Annotated in this window: 22 protein-coding genes; 6 read left to right on the top strand and 16 right to left on the bottom strand. The window is 69.1% G+C overall.

Annotated elements, in window-relative coordinates; all coding sequences use genetic code 11:
- Nucleotides 1-145: 145 nt before the first annotated feature.
- On the bottom strand, nt 146-1,369 hold the full coding sequence (locus A5756_RS04030) for a hypothetical protein (protein ID WP_066947487.1): 1,224 nt from the start codon (nt 1,367-1,369) through the stop codon (nt 146-148).
- A gap of 38 nt (nt 1,370-1,407) precedes the next feature.
- On the opposite strand from A5756_RS04030, the gene A5756_RS04025 reads away from it, so the two are divergent.
- Nucleotides 1,408-2,049 (top strand): TetR/AcrR family transcriptional regulator, encoded by a 642-nt coding sequence (locus A5756_RS04025; protein WP_066947484.1) that lies wholly within the window; start codon nt 1,408-1,410, stop codon nt 2,047-2,049.
- Nucleotides 2,050-2,156: 107 nt separating this feature from the next.
- Complete coding sequence (locus A5756_RS04020; RefSeq protein WP_197505452.1) at nt 2,157-2,645, top strand: nuclear transport factor 2 family protein; 489 nt, start codon at nt 2,157-2,159, stop codon at nt 2,643-2,645.
- Nucleotides 2,646-2,651: 6 nt separating this feature from the next.
- Here the strand turns inward: A5756_RS04020 and A5756_RS04015 are convergent, their stop codons facing one another.
- Together A5756_RS04015 and A5756_RS04010 are read right to left on the bottom strand one after the other, a co-directional pair.
- Entirely contained in the window at nt 2,652-3,308 is a 657-nt protein-coding gene (locus A5756_RS04015; RefSeq protein WP_066947478.1) for a L,D-transpeptidase, read from the bottom strand.
- Nucleotides 3,309-3,367: 59 nt separating this feature from the next.
- On the bottom strand, nt 3,368-4,045 hold the full coding sequence (locus tag A5756_RS04010; protein WP_066947684.1) for a phosphatase PAP2 family protein: 678 nt from the start codon (nt 4,043-4,045) through the stop codon (nt 3,368-3,370).
- A gap of 83 nt (nt 4,046-4,128) precedes the next feature.
- Here A5756_RS04010 and A5756_RS04005 point away from each other — a divergent pair, with 83 nt between their 5' ends.
- Complete coding sequence (locus tag A5756_RS04005; RefSeq protein WP_066947475.1) at nt 4,129-4,611, top strand: hypothetical protein; 483 nt, start codon at nt 4,129-4,131, stop codon at nt 4,609-4,611.
- Here the strand turns inward: A5756_RS04005 and A5756_RS04000 are convergent.
- Nucleotides 4,595-4,879: a hypothetical protein gene (locus A5756_RS04000; RefSeq protein ID WP_066947472.1), complete on the bottom strand. Its 285-nt coding sequence runs from the start codon at nt 4,877-4,879 to the stop codon at nt 4,595-4,597. The two genes, A5756_RS04005 and A5756_RS04000, sit on opposite strands and share 17 nt — an antisense overlap.
- A 73-nt stretch (nt 4,880-4,952) precedes the next feature.
- Here A5756_RS04000 and bluB point away from each other — a divergent pair, with 73 nt between their 5' ends.
- Both bluB and A5756_RS03990 read left to right on the top strand, forming a co-directional pair.
- Entirely contained in the window at nt 4,953-5,627 is a 675-nt protein-coding gene (gene bluB / locus A5756_RS03995) for a 5,6-dimethylbenzimidazole synthase (protein ID WP_066947469.1), read from the top strand.
- A gap of 37 nt (nt 5,628-5,664) precedes the next feature.
- Nucleotides 5,665-7,068 carry a sulfatase gene (locus A5756_RS03990; protein ID WP_066947466.1) on the top strand — a complete coding sequence of 468 codons (1,404 nt, stop codon included), beginning with the start codon at nt 5,665-5,667 and terminating at the stop codon, nt 7,066-7,068.
- Here the strand turns inward: A5756_RS03990 and A5756_RS03985 are convergent.
- Nucleotides 7,065-7,850 carry a trans-aconitate 2-methyltransferase gene (locus A5756_RS03985; protein ID WP_066947464.1) on the bottom strand — a complete coding sequence of 262 codons (786 nt, stop codon included), beginning with the start codon at nt 7,848-7,850 and terminating at the stop codon, nt 7,065-7,067. The genes A5756_RS03990 and A5756_RS03985 overlap by 4 nt on opposite strands.
- 123 nt (nt 7,851-7,973) lie before the next feature.
- Here A5756_RS03985 and A5756_RS03980 point away from each other — a divergent pair, with 123 nt between their 5' ends.
- Nucleotides 7,974-9,182 (top strand): S9 family peptidase, encoded by a 1,209-nt coding sequence (locus tag A5756_RS03980; protein ID WP_066947461.1) that lies wholly within the window; start codon nt 7,974-7,976, stop codon nt 9,180-9,182.
- Here A5756_RS03980 and eccE read toward each other — a convergent pair.
- The 11 genes from eccE to eccA all read right to left on the bottom strand — a co-directional run bounded on the left by eccE (nt 9,172) and on the right by eccA (nt 23,869).
- Nucleotides 9,172-10,164, bottom strand: coding sequence for a type VII secretion protein EccE (eccE, locus tag A5756_RS03975; RefSeq protein ID WP_066947458.1), 993 nt, complete (start codon nt 10,162-10,164; stop codon nt 9,172-9,174). The two genes, A5756_RS03980 and eccE, sit on opposite strands and share 11 nt — an antisense overlap.
- Nucleotides 10,161-11,555, bottom strand: coding sequence for a type VII secretion-associated serine protease mycosin (gene mycP, locus A5756_RS03970; RefSeq protein ID WP_066947455.1), 1,395 nt, complete (start codon nt 11,553-11,555; stop codon nt 10,161-10,163). The genes eccE and mycP overlap by 4 nt, the downstream gene beginning before the upstream one ends.
- Nucleotides 11,552-12,970 (bottom strand): type VII secretion integral membrane protein EccD, encoded by a 1,419-nt coding sequence (gene eccD / locus A5756_RS03965; protein WP_156659217.1) that lies wholly within the window; start codon nt 12,968-12,970, stop codon nt 11,552-11,554. The genes mycP and eccD overlap by 4 nt, the downstream gene beginning before the upstream one ends.
- An 80-nt stretch (nt 12,971-13,050) precedes the next feature.
- On the bottom strand, nt 13,051-13,920 hold the full coding sequence (locus A5756_RS03960) for an ESX secretion-associated protein EspG (RefSeq protein WP_066947449.1): 870 nt from the start codon (nt 13,918-13,920) through the stop codon (nt 13,051-13,053).
- A 10-nt stretch (nt 13,921-13,930) separates the two neighbouring features.
- Entirely contained in the window at nt 13,931-14,221 is a 291-nt protein-coding gene (locus tag A5756_RS03955; RefSeq protein ID WP_066947446.1) for a WXG100 family type VII secretion target, read from the bottom strand.
- Nucleotides 14,222-14,262: 41 nt separating this feature from the next.
- Entirely contained in the window at nt 14,263-14,556 is a 294-nt protein-coding gene (gene esxG, locus A5756_RS03950; RefSeq protein WP_066947442.1) for a type VII secretion system protein EsxG, read from the bottom strand.
- A 63-nt stretch (nt 14,557-14,619) separates the two neighbouring features.
- Nucleotides 14,620-16,116 carry a PPE family protein gene (locus A5756_RS03945; protein ID WP_066947434.1) on the bottom strand — a complete coding sequence of 499 codons (1,497 nt, stop codon included), beginning with the start codon at nt 16,114-16,116 and terminating at the stop codon, nt 14,620-14,622.
- A gap of 2 nt (nt 16,117-16,118) precedes the next feature.
- Entirely contained in the window at nt 16,119-16,427 is a 309-nt protein-coding gene (locus tag A5756_RS03940; protein ID WP_066947430.1) for a PE family protein, read from the bottom strand.
- Nucleotides 16,428-16,437: 10 nt separating this feature from the next.
- Entirely contained in the window at nt 16,438-20,424 is a 3,987-nt protein-coding gene (gene eccCa / locus A5756_RS03935; protein ID WP_066947427.1) for a type VII secretion protein EccCa, read from the bottom strand.
- Nucleotides 20,421-22,019 carry a type VII secretion protein EccB gene (eccB, locus tag A5756_RS03930; RefSeq protein WP_066947424.1) on the bottom strand — a complete coding sequence of 533 codons (1,599 nt, stop codon included), beginning with the start codon at nt 22,017-22,019 and terminating at the stop codon, nt 20,421-20,423. Before eccB ends, eccCa begins: the two co-directional genes overlap by 4 nt.
- Nucleotides 22,016-23,869, bottom strand: a complete 1,854-nt coding sequence (gene eccA / locus A5756_RS03925; protein ID WP_066947681.1) for a type VII secretion AAA-ATPase EccA — start codon at nt 23,867-23,869, stop codon at nt 22,016-22,018. Before eccA ends, eccB begins: the two co-directional genes overlap by 4 nt.
- Nucleotide 23,870 lies beyond the last annotated feature (1 nt).

Here is a 23,870-nt window from a genome sequence, read left to right as displayed (position 1 = left end):
TTCGTCTATAGGGGTCGGTGGCCAGCGTTAACCATAGTCGCGGACACGCCCAAAACCGATGGCCTGCAACATCATCGGTATCCGGTCGATGCCACCTCGTCACCGAAGTGGTACCGCTGACCCCTTGACAAATTGACGCGGTTGCTCACACCACGGTCAGCGGCAGTGATCGTCTCGGCTCAAACTGGAATGTCGCTCCGCCGCTCACCTTTGTTACCGACACCTCGGGCAGTTCGGCGGCCGCGGTGTCGGTTTCGACCAGTTCCGCGGTCCACTCGGTGTTCGTGCCGCTGACCCGGGCCTCGATGTGCGGGTCGACGGCGGTGGCGATCGCCTGCAGGGGTTGCACCGATTCGGGTGAGCACAGCGCGATCCATGCGGCATCGTCGTGGGCCGGCGAGCGGTGCACCACGAGCCGGTTGGCCGTTTCCGCGCAGACGTAGCCGGCGGGGTTCAGCAGGGGGTGCAGTTCGAGCACCTGCAACACGCCTTCGATGCCGCCGGGCAGCCCCAGCGCGCGGTGAATGCGCTCGGCGGCCACGCCCGCTATGCCGGTCAGGCCTTGCGTGCACACCGACACGGCCTGGGCGTCGTCGGCGGCGCGGGCCCGGACCGCGATGGCGAATGACAGGTAGAGCAGGTGCATCTGCAGACAAACCTCGTCGGCCATCCGGACCAGCGCCGAATGCGAGAAGCCGGTGAAGTCGAAGTCCGACAGCAACGGGCCGGAGTAATCCGCCTTGCCTTCGTCGGAGCGGTCGATCGGGTCGAGTTCCCATGTGGCGGCTCGGGTTTGGTACACGACGTCCAGCGCGGGAATGCTCTTGGCCTCGGGATGGGACTCGTCGATGATGACGGTCCACGCGCAGTGCGGCTGGCGGTCCTTCGGTGTCCGCGGCGGCCGGTGGATGGGGCGCACCTGGGCGCGGGCGTTGGTCGCCACCGCGGTGGCGTCGAAGGTCGGGTCCTCGATGGTGTGACACATGCCGAACACGTACTTCTCACCCATCGGCTCCACGTCGAGCAGCGCGCCGCAGTGGTCGAGCTGGAATTCGCCGTGCCAGCGGTCGTGCACGGTGTAGCGGAAGTCCATGAATTGCGGTGGGGCGCCGATGTCGAGCTGCAACCCCTTGAAAATGGTCGGCACGTCGTTGCCCTCGAAGTTGAGTGCCCGCTGCATGCGCCGGGTGTAGATGGGACTGGCGCCCGCCCACTCCTCGATGGCGATCTGCACCATCTCGTCGCGACCGAACGCGCTGATGCACCAGGCCATGCCCGAGCGGTCGATCAGTTGCCCGATCAAGAGCAGTTCGGGAACCAGGACGGCCAACTGCTCGCGGGTCAACCGCGCATAACGGGATCGGCTCACGGCCCAAAAATAGACTTGGCTATGTTATAAAGTCAACAATGTCGATTGCTGCAGGTCAGGCCGGGGGTTCGGTGGGCCCCACCCGGCGCACCACGGCGCCGCGCAAGCGCGGCGACGACACGCGCGCGAAGATCATCGACGAGACGGTCCGCTGCATCACGGAGGAGGGCTTCGCCGCCGCGACCGCCAAGCACGTCGCCGAACGCGCGGGCGTGACGTGGGGCGTCATCCAGTATCACTTCGGCGATCGCAATGGCCTGTTGATGGCCGTCGTGGACGACGGGGTGGACCGGCTGATCGAGAGCCTGTCGGCGGCCGATGTCAGCGAGTTGCCGCTGCGCAAGCGCATCGAGGTGGTCGTCGACACCGCGTGGAGCTGCTACAGCAGCCCGACGTCGACGGCGGCGTTCGAAATCCTGCGGGCGACCCGCGGCGGGCCGGGCGAGTCCCCGCGGCGCCATCTGCTGGAAATGAATGCGGCCATCGGGCAGCTCGGGCGGCTGATCACCGACGATCCCGCGAACGCCGGTGTGGCCGAAGTCATCTGGGCCACGCTGCGAGGCGTGGTGCTGGCGCAGATGGTCACCGGGACCGCCATCGACTGGAGCCTGGAACGGCGCGCCCTGATCGACATGGTCACCCGCTACCTCTCCGACGGTCGGGGCCACCGCGACACGTAAACCACGCACAAGACCCGCCGCGCGATGTGACCGTGGCTCAAGTCTCGGCGACGCCAGCTCTTCGATGCGAGCGCAAGCGGCTCATCACCGTGTGCTGCAATGACCGGATGAGCACCCTCACCCTCGACGAACTGGCCGATATCGAAGCCATCAAGCACGTCAAATACCGGTATCTGCGCGCGCTGGACACCAAGCACTGGGACGACTTCGCCGACACGCTGGCCGCGGACATCAAGGCCGACTACGGGCCGTCGATCGGCAACGAGTTGCACTTCACCAACCGCGACGACCTGGTCGAGTACATGCGTACGTCGCTGCCCGCCAACGTCATCACCGAGCACCGGGTGACCCATCCGGACATCATCGTCGACGGCGATACGGCAACGGGCAGTTGGTATCTGCAGGACCGGGTGATCGTCGCCGACTTGAACTTCATGCTGATCGGTGCGGCCTTCTACCGCGACACCTACCGACGCACCGACGCCGGCTGGAAGATCAGCGGCACCGGCTACGACCGAACCTACGACGCCACGATGTCGTTGGAGGGCATGAACTTCACGCTCAAGCCCGGTCGCGCGCTGGCCACCGACGCCTGACGCGCGCTACTTGGTGATTGCGATCACCGCTCCGGGCCGCAGCCATTTCATGATCGACACCAGCTGAGCGTCGTCGACGGCGACGCATCCCTCGGTGGGTTTCCCGTCGGTGGTGTGGAAGAAGAACGCCGAGCCGCCGCCCGGGGTCTTGTTCTTGTTGACTCCCATCACGACCGCGTGCTTGTACTGCGGGATTTGCAGATTCTCGCTTTCGGCGGTGTTGAACGGGCACTGCGCCTTCTGGCACACCTGCATGGAGTTGAAGGTGGGGCTGTGGTCGTCGCCGCTCCACCAGTGGTTGGCGCCGACCTGGGTATACGGCAGTCCGGTACCGGGATTCGGCGCGGTGCCGAACGCGGAGTCCAGGGTGTACACGCCCATCGGAGTGGCCGGCACCCCGCTCTTGGCCTGGGGCGCCATACCGTCCGAACCGACATGGGTGGGGATCCCCGTCCGCAGCGCCTGCCACCCGGCGGCGGAGCGCTGATAGATGTCCATCGTCGCGTTCGACCCGCCGGTGCTCATCACCGAAACCACCTGCGTGGCATTGCCGACCGCGTTCGCGAACCAGGGGGCACCCGCCGCGGCACCGATCGGCGCCAGCGCGAGCGACACGAAAACTGCGCACGCCGAAGCGGCCAGCGAAGCGAGCAGTCGGCGCATGACCTTTATCGTCAAACCCCAACGGCGCGGGGTCAAGTAAAGCTTTAGACCCGGTTAGGTCACCGCGCCGTGACCAAATCCCCCGCGTCGCACGGCTTTCGGAAGGAAGCCCGGCTCGGCGGCCGAATTACCGTGAAACACATCAGGAAATACAGGTAGCCCAGCGACCAGCCCGCCAACACATCGGACGGGTAGTGCACGTTCAGTGCCACCCGCGAGACCCCCACCGCCAGCACGCTCAGCGCGACCAGCGCGATCGCACCGCGGCGCACCGCCCGGTTCATCGCCGGCAACGCCAGGGACAGCGCCGCGAGCAGCGCGGCCGTCGCCTCCAGCGCGTGCCCGGACGGAAACGACGTCTCAGCCGCGGCCACCAGCATGGTCGACGGCCGTGGCCGGTCCACCAGCGTCTTGGCCGCCACCGTGACGAACCCGCTCAGCGGCGCACACGCCAACAGCAGCAAGCCCGCGCGCACCCGGCGCATGATCAGGGCGGCCACCGCCGCCAGCGTGCCCAGCACCCGCAACGGGACCGGACCCAGCGCAAAGGAAACATCCGCCCAGAACCGCACCCAGAACGGGTGTTTGACCGCGCTGTCGCGCGCGGCGTCCAGCAGTGACCAGTCCATGCGCTGCTGCCAGTGCCAGTGCTGCGAGTAACCCACCCACATAAGCGCGTACACCGCCACAGCGGTCACGGCGATGCAGGCGGCCGTAGTGATCCGCGATCGGGTCATGACCCCCACGGATACCAGCTGCACCGCGCACAGCGGCGGGCGGCCTGACCACGCGGTCGCCGGCGCCGGTCCATACTGGCGTCATGGCCGTATTTGTCCGTAGGTTGTTCGGCATCGGCAAGCTGCCCGACGACGTGTACGCGCAGGTCGAGGCGGAAGGCCTTATCCACCTTGCCGACTACGTCCCGGTGACCCGGCGATTCCGCGGCGCCATCCCCGGCGTGCGATTGCCGCACAGCGTCGCCAGCTACACGGGTTCGCTGGTGTTCAGCTCCGAGCGGGTGCTCGCCACGTTGTCCATGTTGCCCAGGCTGGCCGGTCCGACCGTCGACGTCCGCTGGGACGCGGAGCACAACGGATCGGCGCAGGTCGAAATATCGTCGACCGGTTTGCGGGTCGACGTCGACGTCAATCGGGTCGACCCGAAGTTCAGCGGCGAACTGTCGCTGCACTACAAGGTCGCCATTCCGGCCGACGTGCTCAGCGGCCTGCCGCGGCGATCGCTGGCCTTCGACATGCCGCCCGACTACGTCTTTCGCGCGGTCGGCGTTACCTATAGTCCGTGACGGTCATCCGCGGCCAGGGCGGTTGCCGCAGAACCGCGAGGCTGGCGATCACCGCCGCCAGCAGGCCGGTCATCACTCCGATCAGCGCGATTCGATTCCCGTCCACGGCGGGCGTCCAGGACGCCTCGCCGTTGCGGATGACGAAGACGCCGCGGGGTTTGACGACGGGGATCACGGTGGTGCCGTCCGGTGTCTGATAGGGCTCGCCGTACACGCGGCCGGCGGCGGGGTCGCTGGGCAGCTGGTCGAGTGCGTCCAAGGGCTTCACGGCACACTCCTTTCTCGGATGTTCGCCGGGTCCGTGCTGCGGACAGGGTTCACGCTAACGCGGATTTCCTACGATGACTCCCGTGAGCGAGGAGGGCTTCAGCCCGCAGGAGCGCCGCGCCGTCTATCGGGCGATCTCCGAACGACGGGACATGCGCCGGTTCTCACCGGGCGTGGTGGCCGAGGACGTGCTGGCCCGCCTGCTGCAGGCGGCCCACGCGGCGCCCAGCGTCGGCCTGATGCAGCCGTGGCGTTTCATCCGCATCACCGATGACGGGCTGCGGCGGCGCATCCACGCGCTCGTCGACGACGAGCGCCCGCTCACCGCCGCGGCCCTGGGCGAGCGGGGCGAGGAGTTTTTGGCGCTGAAAGTCGAAGGCATCCTGGAATGCGCCGAGCTTCTGGTGGTGGCGCTGGGCGACGACCGGGAGCGGCATGTATTCGGCCGGCGGACGCTACCGCAGATGGACCTCGCGTCGGTGTCGTGCGCGATCCAGAATCTGTGGCTGGCAGCGCGCGCCGAAGGCCTTGGCATGGGCTGGGTTTCGCTGTTCGATCCGCACCGATTGGCGGCCATGCTCGAGATGCCCGCCGGGGCGGAGCCGGTGGCCATTCTGTGCCTGGGGCCGGTGCCCCAATTCCCCGATCGGCCCGCGTTGGAACTGGACGGCTGGGCCGTCGCCCGTCCGCTCTCGGAGTTCGTCTGCGAGAACCGCTGGAGTCGGCGCGCCCAGGGTCCCCCCGAGTAGCTGCGGTATCGTCGCCGGTCGCGGGCAAATCGGAGAGGTGACGCAATTGGCGCCGGGCGAAGCAGCCGACCGACAGGACAACGTGCTGATCGTGCACTGGCACGATCTGGGGCGCTATCTGGGCGTCTACGGCCACCCGGACGTCTCCAGCCCCCGGCTGGACCGCCTTGCCGCCGAGGGCATCCTGTTCACCCGGGCGCACGCCACGGCGCCGCTGTGCTCGCCGTCGCGCGGATCGCTGTTCACCGGCCGCTACCCGCAGACCAACGGCCTGATCGGGCTGGCGCACCACGGCTGGGAATACCGCAACGGCGTGCGGACGCTGCCCCAGATATTGACCGATGCGGGTTGGTACTCGGCGCTTTTCGGCATGCAGCACGAGACGTCCTACCCGCAGCGGCTGGGCTTCGACGAGTTCGACGTGTCCAACTCATACTGCGAGTACGTGGTGGACAAGGCGGGCGAATGGCTGCGCGAGGGCACCGAAGATCTCGGGGGCCAGCCGTTCCTGTTGACCGCCGGCTTCTTCGAGACGCACCGGCCGTATCCGCGGGACCGCTACGAGCCGGCGGACACTGCGGAGGTCGACCCGCCCGACTTCCTACCCGACATCCCCGAGGTGCGGGGCGACCTCGCCAGTTTCTATGGGGCGATCGCGACGGCCGACGCCGCGGTCGGCCGGCTGCTGGACACGCTGGCCGAAACCGGGTTGGACGCCACCACCTGGGTGGTGTTCTTCACCGATCACGGCCCGGCGTTCCCCCGCGCGAAATCCACGCTGTACGACGCGGGAACCGGCATCGGCATGATCATCCGGCCCCCCACCAGCCAGGCCATCACCCCACGCGTCTACGACGAACTGTTTTCCGGCGTGGACCTGCTGCCGACGCTGCTGGGCCTGCTGGGTCTCGACGTTCCCGACGATGTCGACGGGGTGTCGCACGCGCGCGCCCTGGTCGCCCCGGACCCGCACGCCGTGCCGGTCCGAGACCGCGTGTACACGACGAAGACCTATCACGACTCGTTCGATCCCATCCGCGCGATTCGCACCAAGGAATACAGCTACATCGAGAACTACGTGCCCCGGCCGCTGCTCGACCTGCCGTTGGATATCGAGGAGAGCCCGTCCGGGATGGCCGTGGCGCCGTTGGTCACCGGCCCGCGCCCCGAGCGCGAGCTCTACGACCTGCGCACCGACCCCAGCGAGACCACCAACCTGCTGGCCGGTGACGTCGCGGGTGCGGACGAGATCGCGGCGGATTTGGCTGTCCAGCTTCATGATTGGCGCCAGCGCACGGGTGACGTCATCCCGTCGGAGTTCGCCGGCACCCGCATCTCCGCACGTTACACCGAGACGTACCTGCAGATTCATCGGATGAAGCCGACCTCCCGGTCGGCGATCGCCGCCGAACGCGGCATCGAGAAGGAAGCGAGCGGTTAGCCGGCGGAGCGCCGCGAGCCGCCGACCTCGGCGACCATGAACACCCGCCGGAACGGGAAGATCGTCGTGCCGTCGGCCCGGGGCGGGTAGGCGTCGTCGAGCAGCGGGATGAGTTCCTCGCGGAACCGCTCCCAGTCTTCGGCGCTCAGCCGCTCGCGCACCGGAACCAGCGCCGTCCCGGTGATCCATTCCAGCACCGGATTGTCACCGGACAACTGGTGCAGGTAGGTGGTCTCCCAGACGTCGACCTTGCATCCGGCGTCCAGCAGCAGATTGGCGTACTGAATCGGCGGCTGTACCACGGCACCGACACGAAACGGTATGTCACGCATCACTTTTGCGTAGGGCTCACGCCGGGCCAGGGTCCGCACCGTGGCGTGTGACGGGGTCTCGAAGTTGCCCGGAATCTGGACGGCGATCCACGAACCGGCGGGCAGCTCGTCCACCCAGCGGACCAGCAGATCGGCATGCTCGGGCACCCAATGCAGCGCGGCGTTGCTGACCACGACGTCGGTATCGGGCTTGGGCTTCCAGTCCCGCAGGTCGCCGACGACGGCGTCGATGCCGCGTTCCTTTGCCGCGGCGACCATCTCCGGCGAGGTATCCATCGCCTCGATCACCGCCTCCGGCCAGCGCCGCGACAGGTACTTGGTCAGGTGGCCGGGCCCGCAACCGAGATCGACGACCCGCCGGGCCCGCTCGGCCCCCACCCGTGACAGCAGGTCGTAGAAGGGCCGGCTGCGATGGTCCGCAAAGGCCAGGTAGACATCTGGATCCCACATGTCGGTCCTCCTGATCAACGCGCCGTCGCCAAGCCGGCAGTAGACCAACCGTATTACCGCATGGCGCCCCGGCGCCGCCCAACTGGCCCCGGGAGCGGCGCCCGCCGGTTAGCATCGGCTTTCGTGGCGCCCGACACTTCGATTGATCCGCCCATTCCCGTTCCGGACATTCCCGGTGCATTCAAGGGTGCTGACGTACCGCTCGACGTCGGCGGATTGCCCCCGAATTCCGCGTTGTCCCCCCGCCAGCGCATGGTAGTCGAGGGCTCCGCCATCGGCGACCTCGCCCTGCGCACCTGGGTGTCGTCGCTGCTTACCGCGACGGTGGCCCCGGCCGTACTCGCCGCCTCCCTGCGGCACCCCGATGCCGGCGCCGAGCGCGCCAACCTGAACTTCTACGCCGAGCTGGGCGCGCAGCGCGACCCGGTGAAGTCGTTTCCCGCGCCGAGGAAACCGCCGCGGGTCACGTCACGGCCGGCCAGCCCGCTGACCGAGTGGGTCGCCGGCGGCACGGTGGAAAACATCGAATTCGAAAGCAGTTTCACGGCCATCAACCCCGCGATGCGCGAGCAATGGGGGGCGTGGAAGTCCAACAACACCGTGCGCGCGCAGCACTGGCGCCACGACGACGGGCCGCGTCCCACGCTGTGTGTCATCCACGGTTTCATGGGGTCGTCGTACCTGGCCAACGGGCGGTTCTTCGCGCTGCCGTGGTATTACCGGTCCGGTTACGACGTCCTGATGTTTACCCTGCCGTTTCACGGCAAGCGCGCCGAAAGGCTATCGCCGTTCAGCGGTTTCGGCTATTTCGCCGGCGGCCTCAGCGGTTTCGCGGAGGCGATGGCCCAGGCGGTGCACGACTTCCGGTCCGTCATCGATTACCTGCGCGGCACCGGGGTCGACCGGATCGCGCTGACCGGCATATCGCTGGGTGGTTACACCTCGGCGCTGGTGGCCTCGGTCGACGACCGGCTCGAGGCCGTCATCCCGAACTGTCCCGTCGTCACCCCGGCGACTCTGTTCGACGAATGGTTTCCGGCCAACAGACTCGTGCGGCTGGGGCTGCGGTTGTCGCACATCAGCCGCGCGGAATTATGGGACGGGTTGTCCTACCACTGCCCGCTGACCTATCGGCCGCTGCTGGACAAGGACAGGCGGATGATCATCACCGGGCTCGGCGACCGGATGGCGCCGCCGGACCATGCCGTCAAGCTGTGGGAGCATTGGGATCGTTGTGCGCTGCACTGGTTTCCGGGCAGCCACGTGCTGCACGTCAGCCAGCTGGACTATCTGCGCCGGATGACCGCGTTCCTGCAGACCGTCATGTTCTAGCGGCTTCGGTGGCCGGCTCCTCGCCCGCCAGGGTCGGCCAGTCCAGCTCCGCCAGCAGGGCCGCCGGGGCGGCGGTGTGCCCGTCGAGCCGCCGCGTGGACAACAGATCCAGCGCCTCGAGCGCGGGCCGGTGGTTGCCGTGCTGCGGGATCAGCCCGGGCAGCGGAACCGTCCGCTCCGGTGGCGTGTCGGTCAGGAAGGCACACGCGGCCGCGACGGTGTTGTGGGTCCCGTCGCCGGCGATCTCCAGCGCCATGCACGTCTCCCGCGCCGGATAAGCCCGAATCGACTCCAGGGTCTCGGCCAGCTCACCGTTGACCTGAACCTGGTATGCCGCAAGGTAATCCGATGCGCCGCGCTGCACCGCGGACCACCTCTCGCGGGGGTTGGAGGTGAGCAACCGTGGGACGTCGTCGGGCGCGACGCTGTTGACTTCCCAGCCGAACTCCCGCAGGTGGTCGGCCAGCCGACGCGCCGTCACCTGCGCGGTCTCATGCAACGGGATGCGCGCGGAGCGGGCGCGCAGCGCGGCCAGGTTGTCGGTGGCCGATATCGTGAGCCCGATCCACGTCTCGCGTCTGGACGCATCGGATGCGTTGTCGCGACTGGTGATCCGGATCTTGTCCGCGCGGATGCCGTAGCGGTCCAGGTAGCGGGCGATCAAGGGCAGCGGCAACGCGTCGGCCGCGTCGCCACCCGGCGCCCCGATCCGAAGCAGCGCGGTTGTCGCGGTCGCAGAAGCGAATTCGGGTGCGGTCACCTCGCCGCGTCCCATGATCGCCAGCCGGCGGCGCAGCAGCGTGGTGAAATACAAACCGCGCCAGCAGCCGAACAGCATGAGCACGACAGCCGCGGCGATGCCGAGCAGCCAGTAATCGCGCAGTGACCGCCACGGGTACGCCATCACCGCCGGGACGACGGCCAGCAACGCCAGCGTGATCCGGCCGGGTCCGGGGGTGGGTGTCCAGCGCTGCAGGCTCACGGGGTGGGGTCCTTTCGTCGGCGGGTGGCGGTGGTGGCGACCGCGCCCGCGACTGCGACAAGCACAGCCAGTGCGGCGGTTCCGGCCAGCGCGACGGTCCGCGGGGTGGTGTCCTTGGGCGCGGGTGCGGGCGGGACGGCGACCGGCTTGACCGGCGAGGCAGGAGGCTGATTGCCCACGGGCAGTTGCCAGGTCAAGGCCGCCACCGGGTCCACGCTGCCGGTACCGATGACGTTGGACGGCGCCCGGGCGCCGTTGTGCGCGGTCGCGGTGATGCGATGCACGATCTGTGTGGCGTTGAGGTCGGGGTATTTGCTGCGGACCAGCGCCGCGACGCCGGCCACATAACCGGCCGCATAGCTGGTGCCGCTCAAGGCCACCTGCTGCTGATGCTCATCGGGCAAACCGTTGGCCAGGCCGCCGCCGTCGGCGTTGCCGACCGAGACGATCCGTTCGCCCGGCGCCGCGATGCCCACCCACGGGCCCGCCATGGTGAACTTCGACGGCTGGCCGTCCGGTGTCAGGGAGGCCACGGACAGCACGTAGGGCTGCCAGACGGACGGGATGGAGATCGAGGTGACACCGGCCCAGTTGCGCGGATCGTCCGGGTGGCTCAGGTCGGTGAGCGGGTTGGACTCGCAGGACGTGCCGCCGGCGACCGATCCGGTCGGCCCGGTGTTGCCGGCGGCGGCCACGATCACCGCATCCTTGTCCACCGCGGCGTAGCGAATCGCCGCGCCGAGGGCGGCCTGGTCGACGGACCGGTCGGCGGGCAGGCAAGTGAGCGTGGAGATGTCGATCACCCGGGCGCCCAGGTCGGCCGCGTGCACGATCGCGCGGCTCAGCGTGGCGACGTCCGAGGACGCCCGTGCCATCAGCGGGTCGCCGCCGGGGGTGCGGGGCGAGTACTTGGCCGACGTCGTCCTGATCGAGACCACGCGCGCCGCGGGCGCCACACCGGCGAAACCGTCGTCGCCGGGCTGGCCGGCGATGAGGCCGGCGATGAGGGTGCCGTGGCCGTCGCAGTCGGTCAGGCCGTCGGTCGTCTCGACGAAGTCACCACCCGGATCGACGTTGGGCAGCCGCGGACCCGGCCGTACGCCGGTGTCGAGCACCGCCACCAGCTGGCCATCACCACGCGAGAATTGCCATGCCCCAGAAAGATTCAGCGTCGCCTGGCTGGGCGTGACGGCCGCGGGATCGCTGCCGGGGATGACCCCGGAGACGCTGCACGGGCCGCGCTGCTCCATCGGCTGCACGGGGCCGGGGGCCCCGTTCGGCGGCGGGACGCCCGGATCGACCTTCGGCTGATCGATGGCCAACGCCGACGGACACGTCCACAGCACGGCCGCCACAGCCGCTGCGAGACAAGCCGATCCGGACCGGATCATCGATTGAGTATCCAGGTGAAGATGCCGACCAGGTAGGCCATCACGGGGATGAGTGACGCGTCGAGCCCGGCCGCGACGAAGCCCACCAGCCGGCGCACCGGAAGCGGATAGCTCTCCGGCTCGGCGATGCGCGGGTTGAGCGCCACCACTACCCAGACCACGGCCAGCACGACGAGCACCAGCGCCGCACCAAGGGCGGCCCCGAAGCGCCCGGTCGCGGTGTAGAGCACCAGCAGAACGCCCCCGGCCAGGTAGGGCTGCGCGAGCAGCCACGCCTTGCACGCGGCCGAATCCCATACCCGGGCGCGCAGGACGGATGTTGCCGCCGTGGCGCCCACGATGTACCAGCCGACGCCGCTCAGCGCTTCGGGGCGCAGTGCGATCGCCACCGAGCCCAGGACACTGAGCAGCACTGCGGCAGCGATGAATCCGTTCTGATGGGCATCGCTGATCCGCACCCGGCGCGGCAGATCCTCGAGCACCCGCAACGAGGGGGCCGAGGGGGTGGGGTCGCCGGGCGCGGGGATGACCGGCAGCGGGAAGCGCGCCCACAGCGCCGAGAGTTGAGCCGCCTCGACGGTGACCAGCAGCGCCGCGACGATCAGCCCGCAGCCGATGGCGAGCGGCCGCAGGTGCCAGAGCATCCCGGCGCCGGCGGCCAGCAGCACCCCCGCTCCCACCACCGCGGTCGCGGTGAAGAATCCGACGATGCGCTCCCGCTCCGCGCTGGGCACCATCAAAGCGATCAGCGACCACGCGGTGACGCCGGCCGCCGCAAGCATGATGTGCGCCGGTCCGAACCGGCCGGGCACCGCCAATGCCAGCGCGGCACCGATCGGCACCAGCGCGGCGATCGTGCACGCCGCCCCGGTGCGCGGCGAGCGCGCCGCGACCAGCAAGCCGACGATCGCGGTCACCGCCGCGACCGCGCTGACCGCGACCAGCCCGGCCAGCGCGCCGGTGGCGACGCGGTAGGTGACCGAGAGCCCGGTGGCCAGCAATGCGACAGCGAGCAGAGCGGCCAGCGCGCCGCGCTGGATATGCGTTGCGCCCCACGGCTTCAGTCGCGAGGTCGAGAAGATCATGGCGGCGTCGGCGATGTCCTCGACGATGCCGGGAGCCGCCTGCCCGACGGGCACGGGCTGCAGCGCCAGCAGGTCACCGTCCACGACCCCGACGGTTTCCAGGCTGGCGTCCAGGCTGAACGGCGCGCCGCCGATCGGGGCGAGACTCAGTTGGGTCGCCGCGCCGAGGTCGGCCGTCCCTCGGGCGGTGTCGTCGGAATCGCCATTCGATGTCGTGGGAACCACCAAACGCTGGACGGCGGGCAGGATTTCCCGCAGCGGCAGCTCGGCGGGCAACGCCATTTCCGTCAGCCGGCTGTCCGCGAGGATTGCCACGCGGACGATCGGCATCACGGCGCCGGACGTCACCGGACCCTCGAAACACGCTGGGGCCTTACCTGAAACATCGTTGCTCTCTTCTCTTTAAGGGGTTATGCGTGTTGTGCAGTGAAATCTCTGGCCAACCGGTGGCCGGAGAACCATTCGGAGTCCGGCAGTAACGCGGTCAGCTGTTCGAGCGCGACGGCGATCGCGAAGGGTGTGCCGGGGGCGAACGTCGACACCCACTCGCCGTCGAATGCGCGGGACGGACTGACCAGGACCCGTCCCGCGGCCGCGTCGACGATGCTCATCCCCACTTCGGTGGTGGCGTGCCGCCCGTCGCGGTGGCAGCCGGCTACGATTTCGACGTAGCTGCGCGGTCCGTTGAACACCGATTCCACCACCCGCCGCGCCGACGGCGGGATACCCAGGTAGTCAACGACTTCGGCCAGGGAGGCACCCGAGCGCAGCCGCTCGTCGGCCCGCGCTCCGACCCGCGTCGGCATGCTGAACTCGTCGAACCGGGCCGGCGGTTGCTGCGCGAGGCCGACGCCGAGGACCGGAACCAACGCACGCGGGTCGTCGATGTCCATGGCGGTGAACGTGATCAGCTGCGCGCTGCGCAGCGCCACGATCGTCCTGTCGGTGGTGGCAGAGCGCTGCGCCACGATGCCGCGCAGCAGGTCCCCGGTGCCGGTGTCCTTGGCGGGGCCCACGTAGCGCAGGTCGAGCCATCGTTCCGGGAAGCACACCACCCTGATCCAGTCGGCCACCGCCGGGTGGACGACCCCACCCTCCGATACCAGACCCAACTGGGTCAGCTCGGCCTTCTGACGCTCGAAGAACGCGTGGCGTTGCGCGGCATCGCTATAGGGCGAGGTGATCGCGAGCACCCACGGGAAGCTACCCGCCCCAATGGTTTCCGCTATGAACCACGCGTGATCGACCGTCAGCTCGACGGCGTTCGGCTCAGTGTTCATGAAACAAGAATTAACCGCCCCATTTGGCGGCTTCAGCCTGGTCCCGGGCGAGCATGGACATGGTGTTGGATTCGTGGGTGCTGGCCATCGCCTGGTAGGCGCGCACCAGGCTCTCCATTGCCTGGTTCCACTGGGCCTGCCACGCCTGGTAGGTCATACCGGTGTCGCCCTGCCAGGCGTTCGACAGCGTTGCCTGCTCGCTGGCGATGTCCGAACCGAGCCCCTGCAGCGTGCCGGCGTAGCCGGACATGTCGGCGGCGTGGCTCAGCATCGCCGGGTAGTTGTACATGATCTGGGACATGACAAGTCCTTTCGCGGTTGATGGCGTTTGAAGCGGCTGGATCAGAAGGCGGTGTAGCCGGAAGCGGCGGCGGCGTCGGCGGCCACGTAGGTGCCCGCGGCGTCGCCGAGGTTGGCCTGTGCGATGTCCAGCAGGGTGTTGACCCGGGCGGCGGCTTCGACGAAGCGGGCGTGCGCGGCCTGGAACGCGGCCGAAGACTCGCCCTGGTGGAACGCCTGCGCCGACATCGCTTCCTGCTCGGCCTGGCTGATGGTGCTGCGCATCAGGGCCGCCTTGGCGCTGAATGCCGATTGCGCGGCCACCAACTGTGGAATATGAGCGTCCAACATACTCATGTTGATTCCTTTCCGTTCGTTCTCAAGGGGTTTCGCTGACTGACGAGCATGGTGCCGACTGCGTTAGCCCCCTTCCCTCGGCTCCGTCGGATGCGCCGGGTCTCGGTCCGCGTCGTGGTCCCAGGTGCCGGGCATCATCGGTATCCTTGGGCCGCCGCCGAATTCGCCGTCGGTGAGCTTGGTCAATCCGGCCGCGCGGAAGCCGTTTTCCTTGCGCGCGGTTCCCGCGAAGCCCAGCGTTCCGGCCCCCGCGCCGGATGCCATTGTCGCGGCCAGTCGCTCCTCGTCGCCGTAGTCCGGTGGTATGCCGATGTCGGACTCCATATCCAGGTATTCGTCGCTGTGGTCGCGCATTGCGGCGCGCCGGCGCCGCCTCGCACGCGCCGCGGCCCGGCTGGCCGCCGCCGCCCCGGCAGCCGGGATGGTCGCCGCCGGCGCCTTAGCACCACCGCGACCGCCCACCGTCGGGCCGATGCCGGGGTCCGGGTCGCCGCCATAGGCGACCAGGTAAGCGAGAGTGCTCGGTGCCGGCGCCGCGGCGGGTGCGGGAGCCGCACCGGAGCCCGCGGCCACCGAGGTGGCCGGAGCCCCAGCGGGACTCGCCACCGTCGGGGCCAGCGCAACCGCCGGCAGCGACGACGCCGGCCTGGTCGACGTCACGAGCGGTGGCGCGGCGGCGCCGGCCGCCACCGGCGCGATTTCGGCGGGCGCGGAGAGCAAGGAACTCAGTCCGATTCCGAGTAGCAGCGGCATGAGGAAGGGTGCGGTCAGGATCGCACCCCAGGTCGGCCAGCCGACGGCGTTGAAGAACACCTGGTAGGCGACGAAGAACAGCAGTGGACCGTTGGCGGCCAGAAACGCCGGCAGGTTGGAGAAGAAGTTCTGCAGCATCTGCTGAATGTTCTGGAAGAAGTCCTGCAGGAACTTGGACAACTGCTGGATCAGGTTCTGCCACCAATCCCCGGGCGTGTTCTGCGAGGCGTTGGCCGCGAGACTGTTGGCGTCACCGCCCGGACGCACGATCGACGGCGCGGGGGCGCTGCGTGGCGCGGCGGCGAGCGCCGCCCCCGAGGTGGCCTGATAAGCGCCCATCACGGTGGCGGCCTGGACCCACATCCGCGCATAGTCGGCCTCGTTGAGCGCGATTGGAATCGTATTGACACCAAAGAAGTTCGTCGCCACCAACACCCCGTGAACGGCGTGGTTGGCGGCCAGCTCCCCCAGCGTCGGCATCGCCGCCAAGGCGGCCGTATACGCCGCCGCCGCGATCTCTTGCTGCGCGGCCACGCCGGCGCTGTCGGCACTGGCCTGCTGCAGCCACGCCAGATACGGCGCGTGCGCGGCCGCGTACTGCTCTGCGCTGGGTCCCTCCCACGCCCCCGCCTGAGTCTCCCCCAGCACCCCGGTGAGTTCGGCTGCCGCCGTTGCGTATTCGGTGCTCAACGCGGTCCACGCGCCCGCGGCCGCCAGCAGCGGCCCCGGTCCCGGACCGGCGCTCAGCAACGTCGAATGCACCTCGGGGGGCGAGGCCATCCAGACGAAAGCGACGGGCGACGTCATTCTCAGGCGCCCGCGGACCCGTACGTCGCGGCGGCCGCGGTGTCTCCGGCGAGATAGCTGACGCCGGCCTCGCCGACGCCCACGCCGGCGCGGCCGAGCTCTTCCACGCCCTGGGCGGCGACAGCGGCGTGCTCCTGGCCCTGCGCACTGAACCCGACGGCCGTCTGCAGCGACACCGGATCCACCGCCGGCGGTACCACCGCGGTGATGGCCGGAGCGGCCGCCGCATGGGCGGCGGCCAGCCGCGCCGTCAGCGCCTCCACCGCGGCGCTGGTCGCGGCCAGGCCCTCGGGAACCACTCGCAACGTCATGACTCTCCCCTTACTGTTGCGTTTCACCAAACATCGCGGCCTCACCCACCAACGGGTTGACCAACTGGACGTACGTCGGACTATCGCTGTCGCCCAATAAGATCGCCCGCCCGGCCGGCAACCGGCCGAATCGCTGACCCCGGATCTTGCCGCTGTCCTGCGGATTGCCCGCCAGCATCAGCGTCGTCGCCTGCAGGTCGTTGAAGCGGCGCAGCAGCGGATTGGTCATCAGCGCGTGCCCGGATCCGGTCGCCCGCGCCGTTACGATCACCCGCAGGCCCAAATCGGCCGCCTGCGAGAGGATTCCGATCAGCGGGGACCACGGACGCTGCCCGATGTAGGGGCCGCTCATCGCCGGCGAGTCCGGTATCTGGTCGACATCGTCGATGATCAGGTAGTGGGTGTGCCCCGAATACGTCCAGCGGGCCAGCTCACCGGGCGACAACCCCGCCGGAGGGCGCCGCGACTCGATGATGTTGGCCAGCCCCAGCATCGCCGGGATGATCCGGTCGATGTTGGCGGTGTACTCGTTGTCGGCGAACAAGGGCTCGTCGACCAGGTGCAGCCGCCGGTCCAGCACGGTGAAGGCCACCTGGTCGGCGGTGGAGTTCTCGCGGATGGTGCGAATGATGTGGCGCAGCAACGTGGTCTTGCCCGACTTGCTGTCGCCGAACACCATCAGCAGCGGCTCGTCGGCGAAGTTGACGACGACGGGGGCGAGATCGTCCTCGCGCTGGCCGATGACCACCTGCTCGGGGCCGCGGTAGAGCGCGCCGACCGCCGCGGGGGCGAGGTTGGTCGGCAACAGACGCACCGGCGGCGCGGCCACGCCCGGGTGGCGGGCGTTGAGCGCGGCGATCTGGTCCAGCTCCGGCGCGGCGAACAGGAAGTGCTCGGCGGCCATCGTCAAGCCGCGGCCCGGCTGGTCGTGCGGCACGGACTCCGCGGGGCGCCGCAGCGCGCCGACGAGTCGGACGTTGCTGTCCCGCGGATCGTGCAGCTTGAGCTCGAGGCGCAGCCCGAGACCGTCGCGCATCGCCAGCGGCACCTCGAGCCAGCTCGGGGTGGTGATCACGACGTGGATGCCGTAGGCGAGCCCGACGTTGACCAACTCGCTCACCTTGGCCAGCAAGGGATTACGGGTGTTGAACTGGTCGGTGTTGTCCCGGCCGAACGCATACAGGTTGTCGATGACCAGGAACACCTCGCCGTACCCGTCGTCGGGGGCGGCGCCGTGCCGGTCGCGGAACACCTCGCGCCGCTGCCGGGACAGCAGCAACTGCTCCAGCTCGCCGAAGGTGCGCCGGATGCGCTCGGGTTCCAGCGCGGAGGCCACGCTGCCGACATGCGCCAGGTCTTCCAGCGCCCGCAGCTTGCCGCCGCCGTAGTCCAGGCAGTAGAACGTGACGTCGCGTGGCGAGTGCAGGCTGGCCGCCGACAGGATGAACGTCTGCAGGGCAGTCGATTTCCCGGACTTGGGGCCGCCGTGGATCACCACGTTTGCCGCCGACGAGGTGGCGTCGAACATCAGCGGGTCGCGGCGCATCTCGAAGGGTTTGTCGATCTCGCCGAGCGGCCACTGCCACTGGCGCTGGGCCACCCCGGCGCGCGCCAGCACGGCGGTCAGCGGGATCGGCTCGTCCAGCGGCGGCAGCCACAGCTGCGGCGCACGCGGGCCGTAGCGCGCCAACTGGTCGCCGATGGTGGCGATCAACTTGCGCGGCGGTCCGGTGAATTCCTCGTCGTCGGCCACCGAGATCACCGTGTCCTGATCCGGCTCGACCCGACCGGCCGTGAACAGCTTGGGCTCCGGGGTTGCCTGCACCACAAAGGATTTGGCCTTCTGCGGCGGATCGTAGATGCCGTCGACGTAGGTGCTGCGGAATTTGATCGGGGCCGCGCCCGGGGCGGGCACCAGGAAGCCCACGCCCTTGTGCTCCTTGCCCGATTCGATGTGGTACGCGTCCTCCACGCCGATGATTTGGCGGGACACGCTGGGACTGGCCACCTTCAACCCGATCCGGTAGGAGGTGTTCTTGTCGATGTCCTTGATCTTGCCCACGTCCAGCGTCTGCGACGCGAACAGGATGTGGATGCGGAACGAGCGGCCCTTGCGGGCCACGTAATCGAACAACTCCGCGTATTCCGGGTGATCGGCCAGCATCAAGGTGAACTCGTCGGCGACCACGAACAGCGTCGGGATCGGCGGAAGATCCTCGGCGCCCTGCGCACCCGAATTTTGCGCGTCCTCGTATTCCACCACCGAGTTGAACGCGCTGCCCTGCACGCGGCGCCCGGCCTCACGCAGCAGCGTTTCGCGGCGGGCCACCTCCCCGCGCAGCGTGTCGGCGAACCGGTCGGCCAGCGACTTCTTCTCGGCCATGTTGGAGATCACCGCGACGACCTGGGGGAAGTGGCGGAAGCTGTCGGCACCGGCCTCGCCCTTGAAGTCCGCGTAGATCACGATCAGCCGATCCGCCGAATGAGTTGTCAACAGCGACAACAGGATCGACATCAAGGTCTGGGACTTTCCGGAGCCCGTCATACCGATCATCAGGCCGTGCGGGCCCATCCCGCCCTCGGCTTCGTCCTTCAGGTCGAAGAACAGCGGCTCGCCCGTCGCGGTGACGCCGATGGGTACGCGCAACTCGTCCTCGCGGCGGCGCGGCGCCCACAGTGTGGGCACGTCAAGCCGCGAGGCGTCCGGGATGCCCAGCAGCGTGGTGAAGGTCGCGCCGCGGGTGGCCGCCGAGCGCAACCCGGTGTGGGTCGGGTTGGAGTCCCAGCGCGACAGTTGGCGCGCCAGGTGGGCTGCCTCGTCGGCGCCGAGCCGGTCGGCGTCGTCGATGTAGGGCTGCCAGCCGCCGGTCTGCCAGCGCTCCAGGGCCCCCGCTCGGCTGCCCTCGCGGATGACGCGCAGGATGGGCTTCTCCGGATCCGAATACTGCTCGCGGTGCGGCGGTGTCGCGGAGCGGTGCACGACGGTGACGCCCGCGCGGCCCAGCGCCAACGTCGAGGTGTTCAGGTCGAAGTCGGGGTCGTCCACCACGATGAGCAGATGCCGCAGCGCGTCGGCGGGCTCCCCGGTGAACGCCGGGCGATCGACGAACGCGGGACCCAGCAGCAGGACGAGCTCGTCGGGGTTGGTCGTCAGGAAACGAGCCGGCCCGACGCCGTCGAGCTCGCCCGGAACATCGGTGTGCGGAAGCCATTTCAGCCAGGACCAATCCGGGCTCTCCGGGTCGCGGGCGACCAGTGCCACCCCCAGCACCGTCGGGTCGTGCCACGTCACGGCCTGGGCGATCCAGGCGCGCATCGCCGCCCGCGCGTCCTCCGCCTCACCCAGAACGGTGATCCGCGAGACCTTCGTCAGGTCGATTCCGGTCGGCAAGTCCCGCACGATGCGGTGGGTGTCGAGCAGACTGCGTAATGCGCTGTGCGACACCGGCTCCAGGTCGATTTCGTCCGCGGTGTCGTTCACCCGCAGCGCGGTGCTCAGCGGGACCTGGTGGCGGCCGGCCCGTAGCACCAGGAAGTCCGGGTCGTGCGGGTCACGCTCCCACTGCCGGCGCGATCCGGGCACGCTCGCCAGGGCGGTCGGCTCGGGGTGCGACCACTCGGCCGCCGCCCGCTGCTGGGCGGCCTGGGTGCGGATGTTGTCGCGAACCACCGACAGGTAGCGCAGGTAGTCGGCGCGTTCGGCGTCGACCTCCTCGGTGCGCGTCTTGTTGTCGTTGCCGCGGTACATCGCGGTGGCCGCGAGCAGCAGCACGAACGGGAAGAACAGCGTCTGCGGGGAGATCAGCCGCATCCCGGTGGCGAACAGGGCGACCACCATGCCCACGATCAGGATCACCAGCACATAGGGCATCGCCCGGCGCAGGAACGACGGCGGGATCACGCGCGGCAGCTCGGGGGGCGCCTCGATGTTGATGGTGCCCTTGCGGGTAACCGGGGGCGCCAGCCGGCGGCGGGCTTCGAAGATGAGTCGGCTCATCGGGGCGCTCCCTCTGCTGATGCCACGCGGCCGGGCTTGTTGTCGGGTGCCAGCCCGTCGTGCGCCAGCAGCGCATCGGCGCGCGACAGCGCCGGGCCGCTGGCGAACAGTGCCAGCACCGACCACGGGACGGGCACCGCCGGCTCCGTCAGGCCAAGGGCCTCAACTGTTTTGCCGCGTCCGGCGGCCGAGTTCTCCGCCTCGTTGTCGATGCCGTAGCGGACCCCGGTGTCGGACACCCAGAACAGCGACCCGGTGCCGGGCGCGCCTGCGCCGCCGGTGACGGTCTGGGCGAAGTAGCCGGTGCCCGGTGCCAGGGCGACGCGGGTGGCGGTTGCCGGGGAGGCGCCGACCAGGTCGACGGTGCGGATCGATTCGGGCACCGGCGGCGCGGAGCCGGACAGCAGGCTCAGCGAGCTGGTGGCGGCACCGGCAGGCTTGCTCCAGTAGGCGCAGGTGACGGGGTCCTTGGCCGCGTCGACCAGGGTGACCTGCTGGTCGGGGTAGCGCGAGGTGTCCAGCATCCGCGACACCGGCAGCTTGGCGACCGCGTCGGCACCCAGCCGCGGCGGTTGGTCCAGGCCGTAGGAGTTGGTGTTGCGCAGGATCGCCGCGAGCACCGGGGAGATGGGCTGCAGGCCGTCCGGCAACACCGCGTAGTAGCGCGCCGCACCCGATGAATTCTGGTCCAGCGCATAGGAAACCACGACCGCCCCGATCGGCGCCGGCACGCTGAAGCCGGCGGGCGCACCGGCGTTCGGAATGCCCGGCGCCGCAAGTGGCGGCGCTTCGGGGATCGCGTTGAACAGCCCCAGCGCGATGGGCCGCGGGGCCGGCACTTCGGAGTTGTTGAGACCCAAGCCAAGCGCATTGGTGACCGCGTGGTCGGCCAGGTTGATCTGGCTGCGCCTGCCGTCCCAGAGCAGCCAGGTGCTGTTGCCGCTATCCACCAGGATCGCCTGTCTGGCATCGAGTTTGGCCGCCCGCGCGCCGCTGCTGTCGGGGCGGCCCGCGATCACCGTGACACCCGTGCTGTGCACGGCGCGCGACGTGCCGCCGATGCCGTCGCACACGGTCCAGTTGGCGTCGCGAGTGGTGTTTTGCACCATGCGTTCTGGCGCGCCGGGAATGCCGATCAGGTTGCCACGCGGAAACCGGTCCAGCTCAGTGCTTTTGACCGTCGCGGGATTCACCGGCTTCCCGACAATCAAGCGGGCCGACGTCAGGTTGAGCACCGGGTGCAGCTGGTCGCCCACCCGTACGTACAGAGCGGCGGTCGATCGATCGGCGAGCACCGCGTTGGTCCCCGCGGTCCCGTTGGGCCGAATGAGCGAGAACACGAAGCAGCCCGCCAAGCCGGTGGCAAGCAGGACCACGCCCATCAGCACCGCGCGCGACTGGGTGCGCAGCGGGTCAACAAGCATCCTGGTGTCGTGCAAGGCGATGCCGGAAGCGATACGCCGCATTACGAAGCGCCAGCCGGTGACCTGGTGGCGGGTGACGAAACCGCGCCGATACTCGACCTTGTCGGGATTGTCGTTGACCGGGGTCCGCGAGGCGAACGAACGCCGCTCGTCCGCTTCAGGATTCGTCATGAGGGCACCGACAGTCCGAGGCCGCGCAACAACGGCTCCACCGAGTTCTCGACGTCTTGGTCGGTTATCGTCATCAGCTCCTCGTCACTGAATTCCCCGGTCCCGGCGTGATCCGAATGGTCGAGCCGGAATTCCCGTTCTTCCTCGGAGCGTTCGACGATGTTGCGGACGAATCGACCGTTGCCGGCGATGTCCAAGTTGCGCCGCGAGATTCCGTTGGCGTCCGGCGTCGACTCGGTGGCCAGCCTGGTGAACAACGCCTCCATGTGGTCGAGCGCGGCCTGTTCGAAGAGGCTGTCGCGCTGTTCGGCCATCTTGGTCGCGATCTCGACGAGCTCCGACGGTGCGTAGGAAGGGAAGTCGATGTTGCGGGTGAACCGGGAACGCAAGCCCTCGTTGGTGTCCAGGAACTTGTCGAGGTCGGCCCGGTATCCGGCGATGATGACCACCAGCCGGTCGCGGTCGTTCTCCATCCGCGCCAGCAGGGTATCAATGGCGACCAGCCCGAAGTCGTTCTTGGCGCCCGTGGCCACCAGGGCGTAGGCCTCGTCGAGGAACAGCACCCCGTCCAGCGCGCTGTCGATGATCGCGTTGGTCTTGGCCTCGGTCTCACCGATGTGCTGGCCGATCAGGTCGGCACGGTGCACCTCTCGGATGTTTTCTCGCTTCAAAAGCCCAAGGCCGCAATAGATCTTGGCGACCACACGGGCGATGGTGGTCTTACCGGTGCCGGGCGGCCCGGCGAAGACGAGGTGGTGGGCGCGCTGCGCGACGGCCAGCCCACGCTGCTTGCGCACGAGTTCCATGGCGACCGAGCTCTTCAGCCGGGACACCTGGTTCTTGACCTCGTCCAGGCCGATGAATTCGGCGAGCTGGAGTTCGGCCTCGTGCAGCAACACGGACTTGCGCTCGTGGGCCGCCGGGTCGACGAAGTCCTCCGCGCTGGGCTCGGTTTCCGGATCCCAAGGGTCGGTGCGCGCCTCGATCCGGGCCGCGGTGGTGGTCACGATCCCAAAGCTGGTGTCGGACAGGGCCTGTTCGATCTGTTCGTTTTCCGGGTGGCCCGCGTACAGGTCCTGCAGGACTTCGCTCGCCGAATCCTCGTCGACGTGCGCGCGCAGCACGAGCGCCTTGGCGAGCGCCCCGTCGACCGCCGCGACCGCGACGGGACCGTCGGGCTCCTCGAGGTACGACAGCGCCGGGGCGAACATGCCCAGCCGAGCCAACGCGATGCCCAGGGCGATCTTGGCCGCGTGGGAGAAGGCTTCGTCGAGGTCGGCGTCATTGACGACGGGCGTCAACAACTTGACCACGTCCGACCACCGCTCGGCGCGGTAGTTGATGACGACGGTGACCCATCGGGCTTCGCGCCAATTGGGGCGGCGCGCCGTCAGGCCGGTGACGATCTGGTCGGCCTCGGCGAACCGGCCGGCCGTCCCCAGGGCCGCCGCGTAGGCGAGGTGGAAGTCGTCGGGGGTGGCGGCGCGGAACTGCAGATACAGCCCGGTGTCGTAGCGGAACCCGAGCGCCCCGGGCGCCAGGTCAACTTTGCGCTGCAACGTGCCGGCCGTGGTCGCGGTCTGCGACACCGCCTCCAGCACCCGGAGGGACACATCGCCGGCGGCCGCCAGTCCGGTCCAGGCGTCGCACTGGTCGTGGGCGATGCGGGTCAGCGCGGTGAAGCCGGACCGCGCGGCGGTGAGGTCGGCCGGGCGCTGGCGTTGGTACACCGAGATGCCGAGCGCGCGGCAGCAGGTGGCGAAGCGGCTGACGACGTCGCCGTCAACCCTGACGTCCGCTCGAGAACTGACGGGTTGAGCTGCGAGCACGCCGGTGTCACCGAGTTCCACG

Source organism: Mycobacterium sp. 852002-53434_SCH5985345 (assembly GCF_001667155.1).
In the GTDB taxonomy this organism is placed as follows: Bacteria; Actinomycetota; Actinomycetes; order Mycobacteriales; family Mycobacteriaceae; genus Mycobacterium.
Note: the sequence above shows the minus strand (reverse complement) of the source record. Positions and strands in the feature narration are given on the sequence as shown.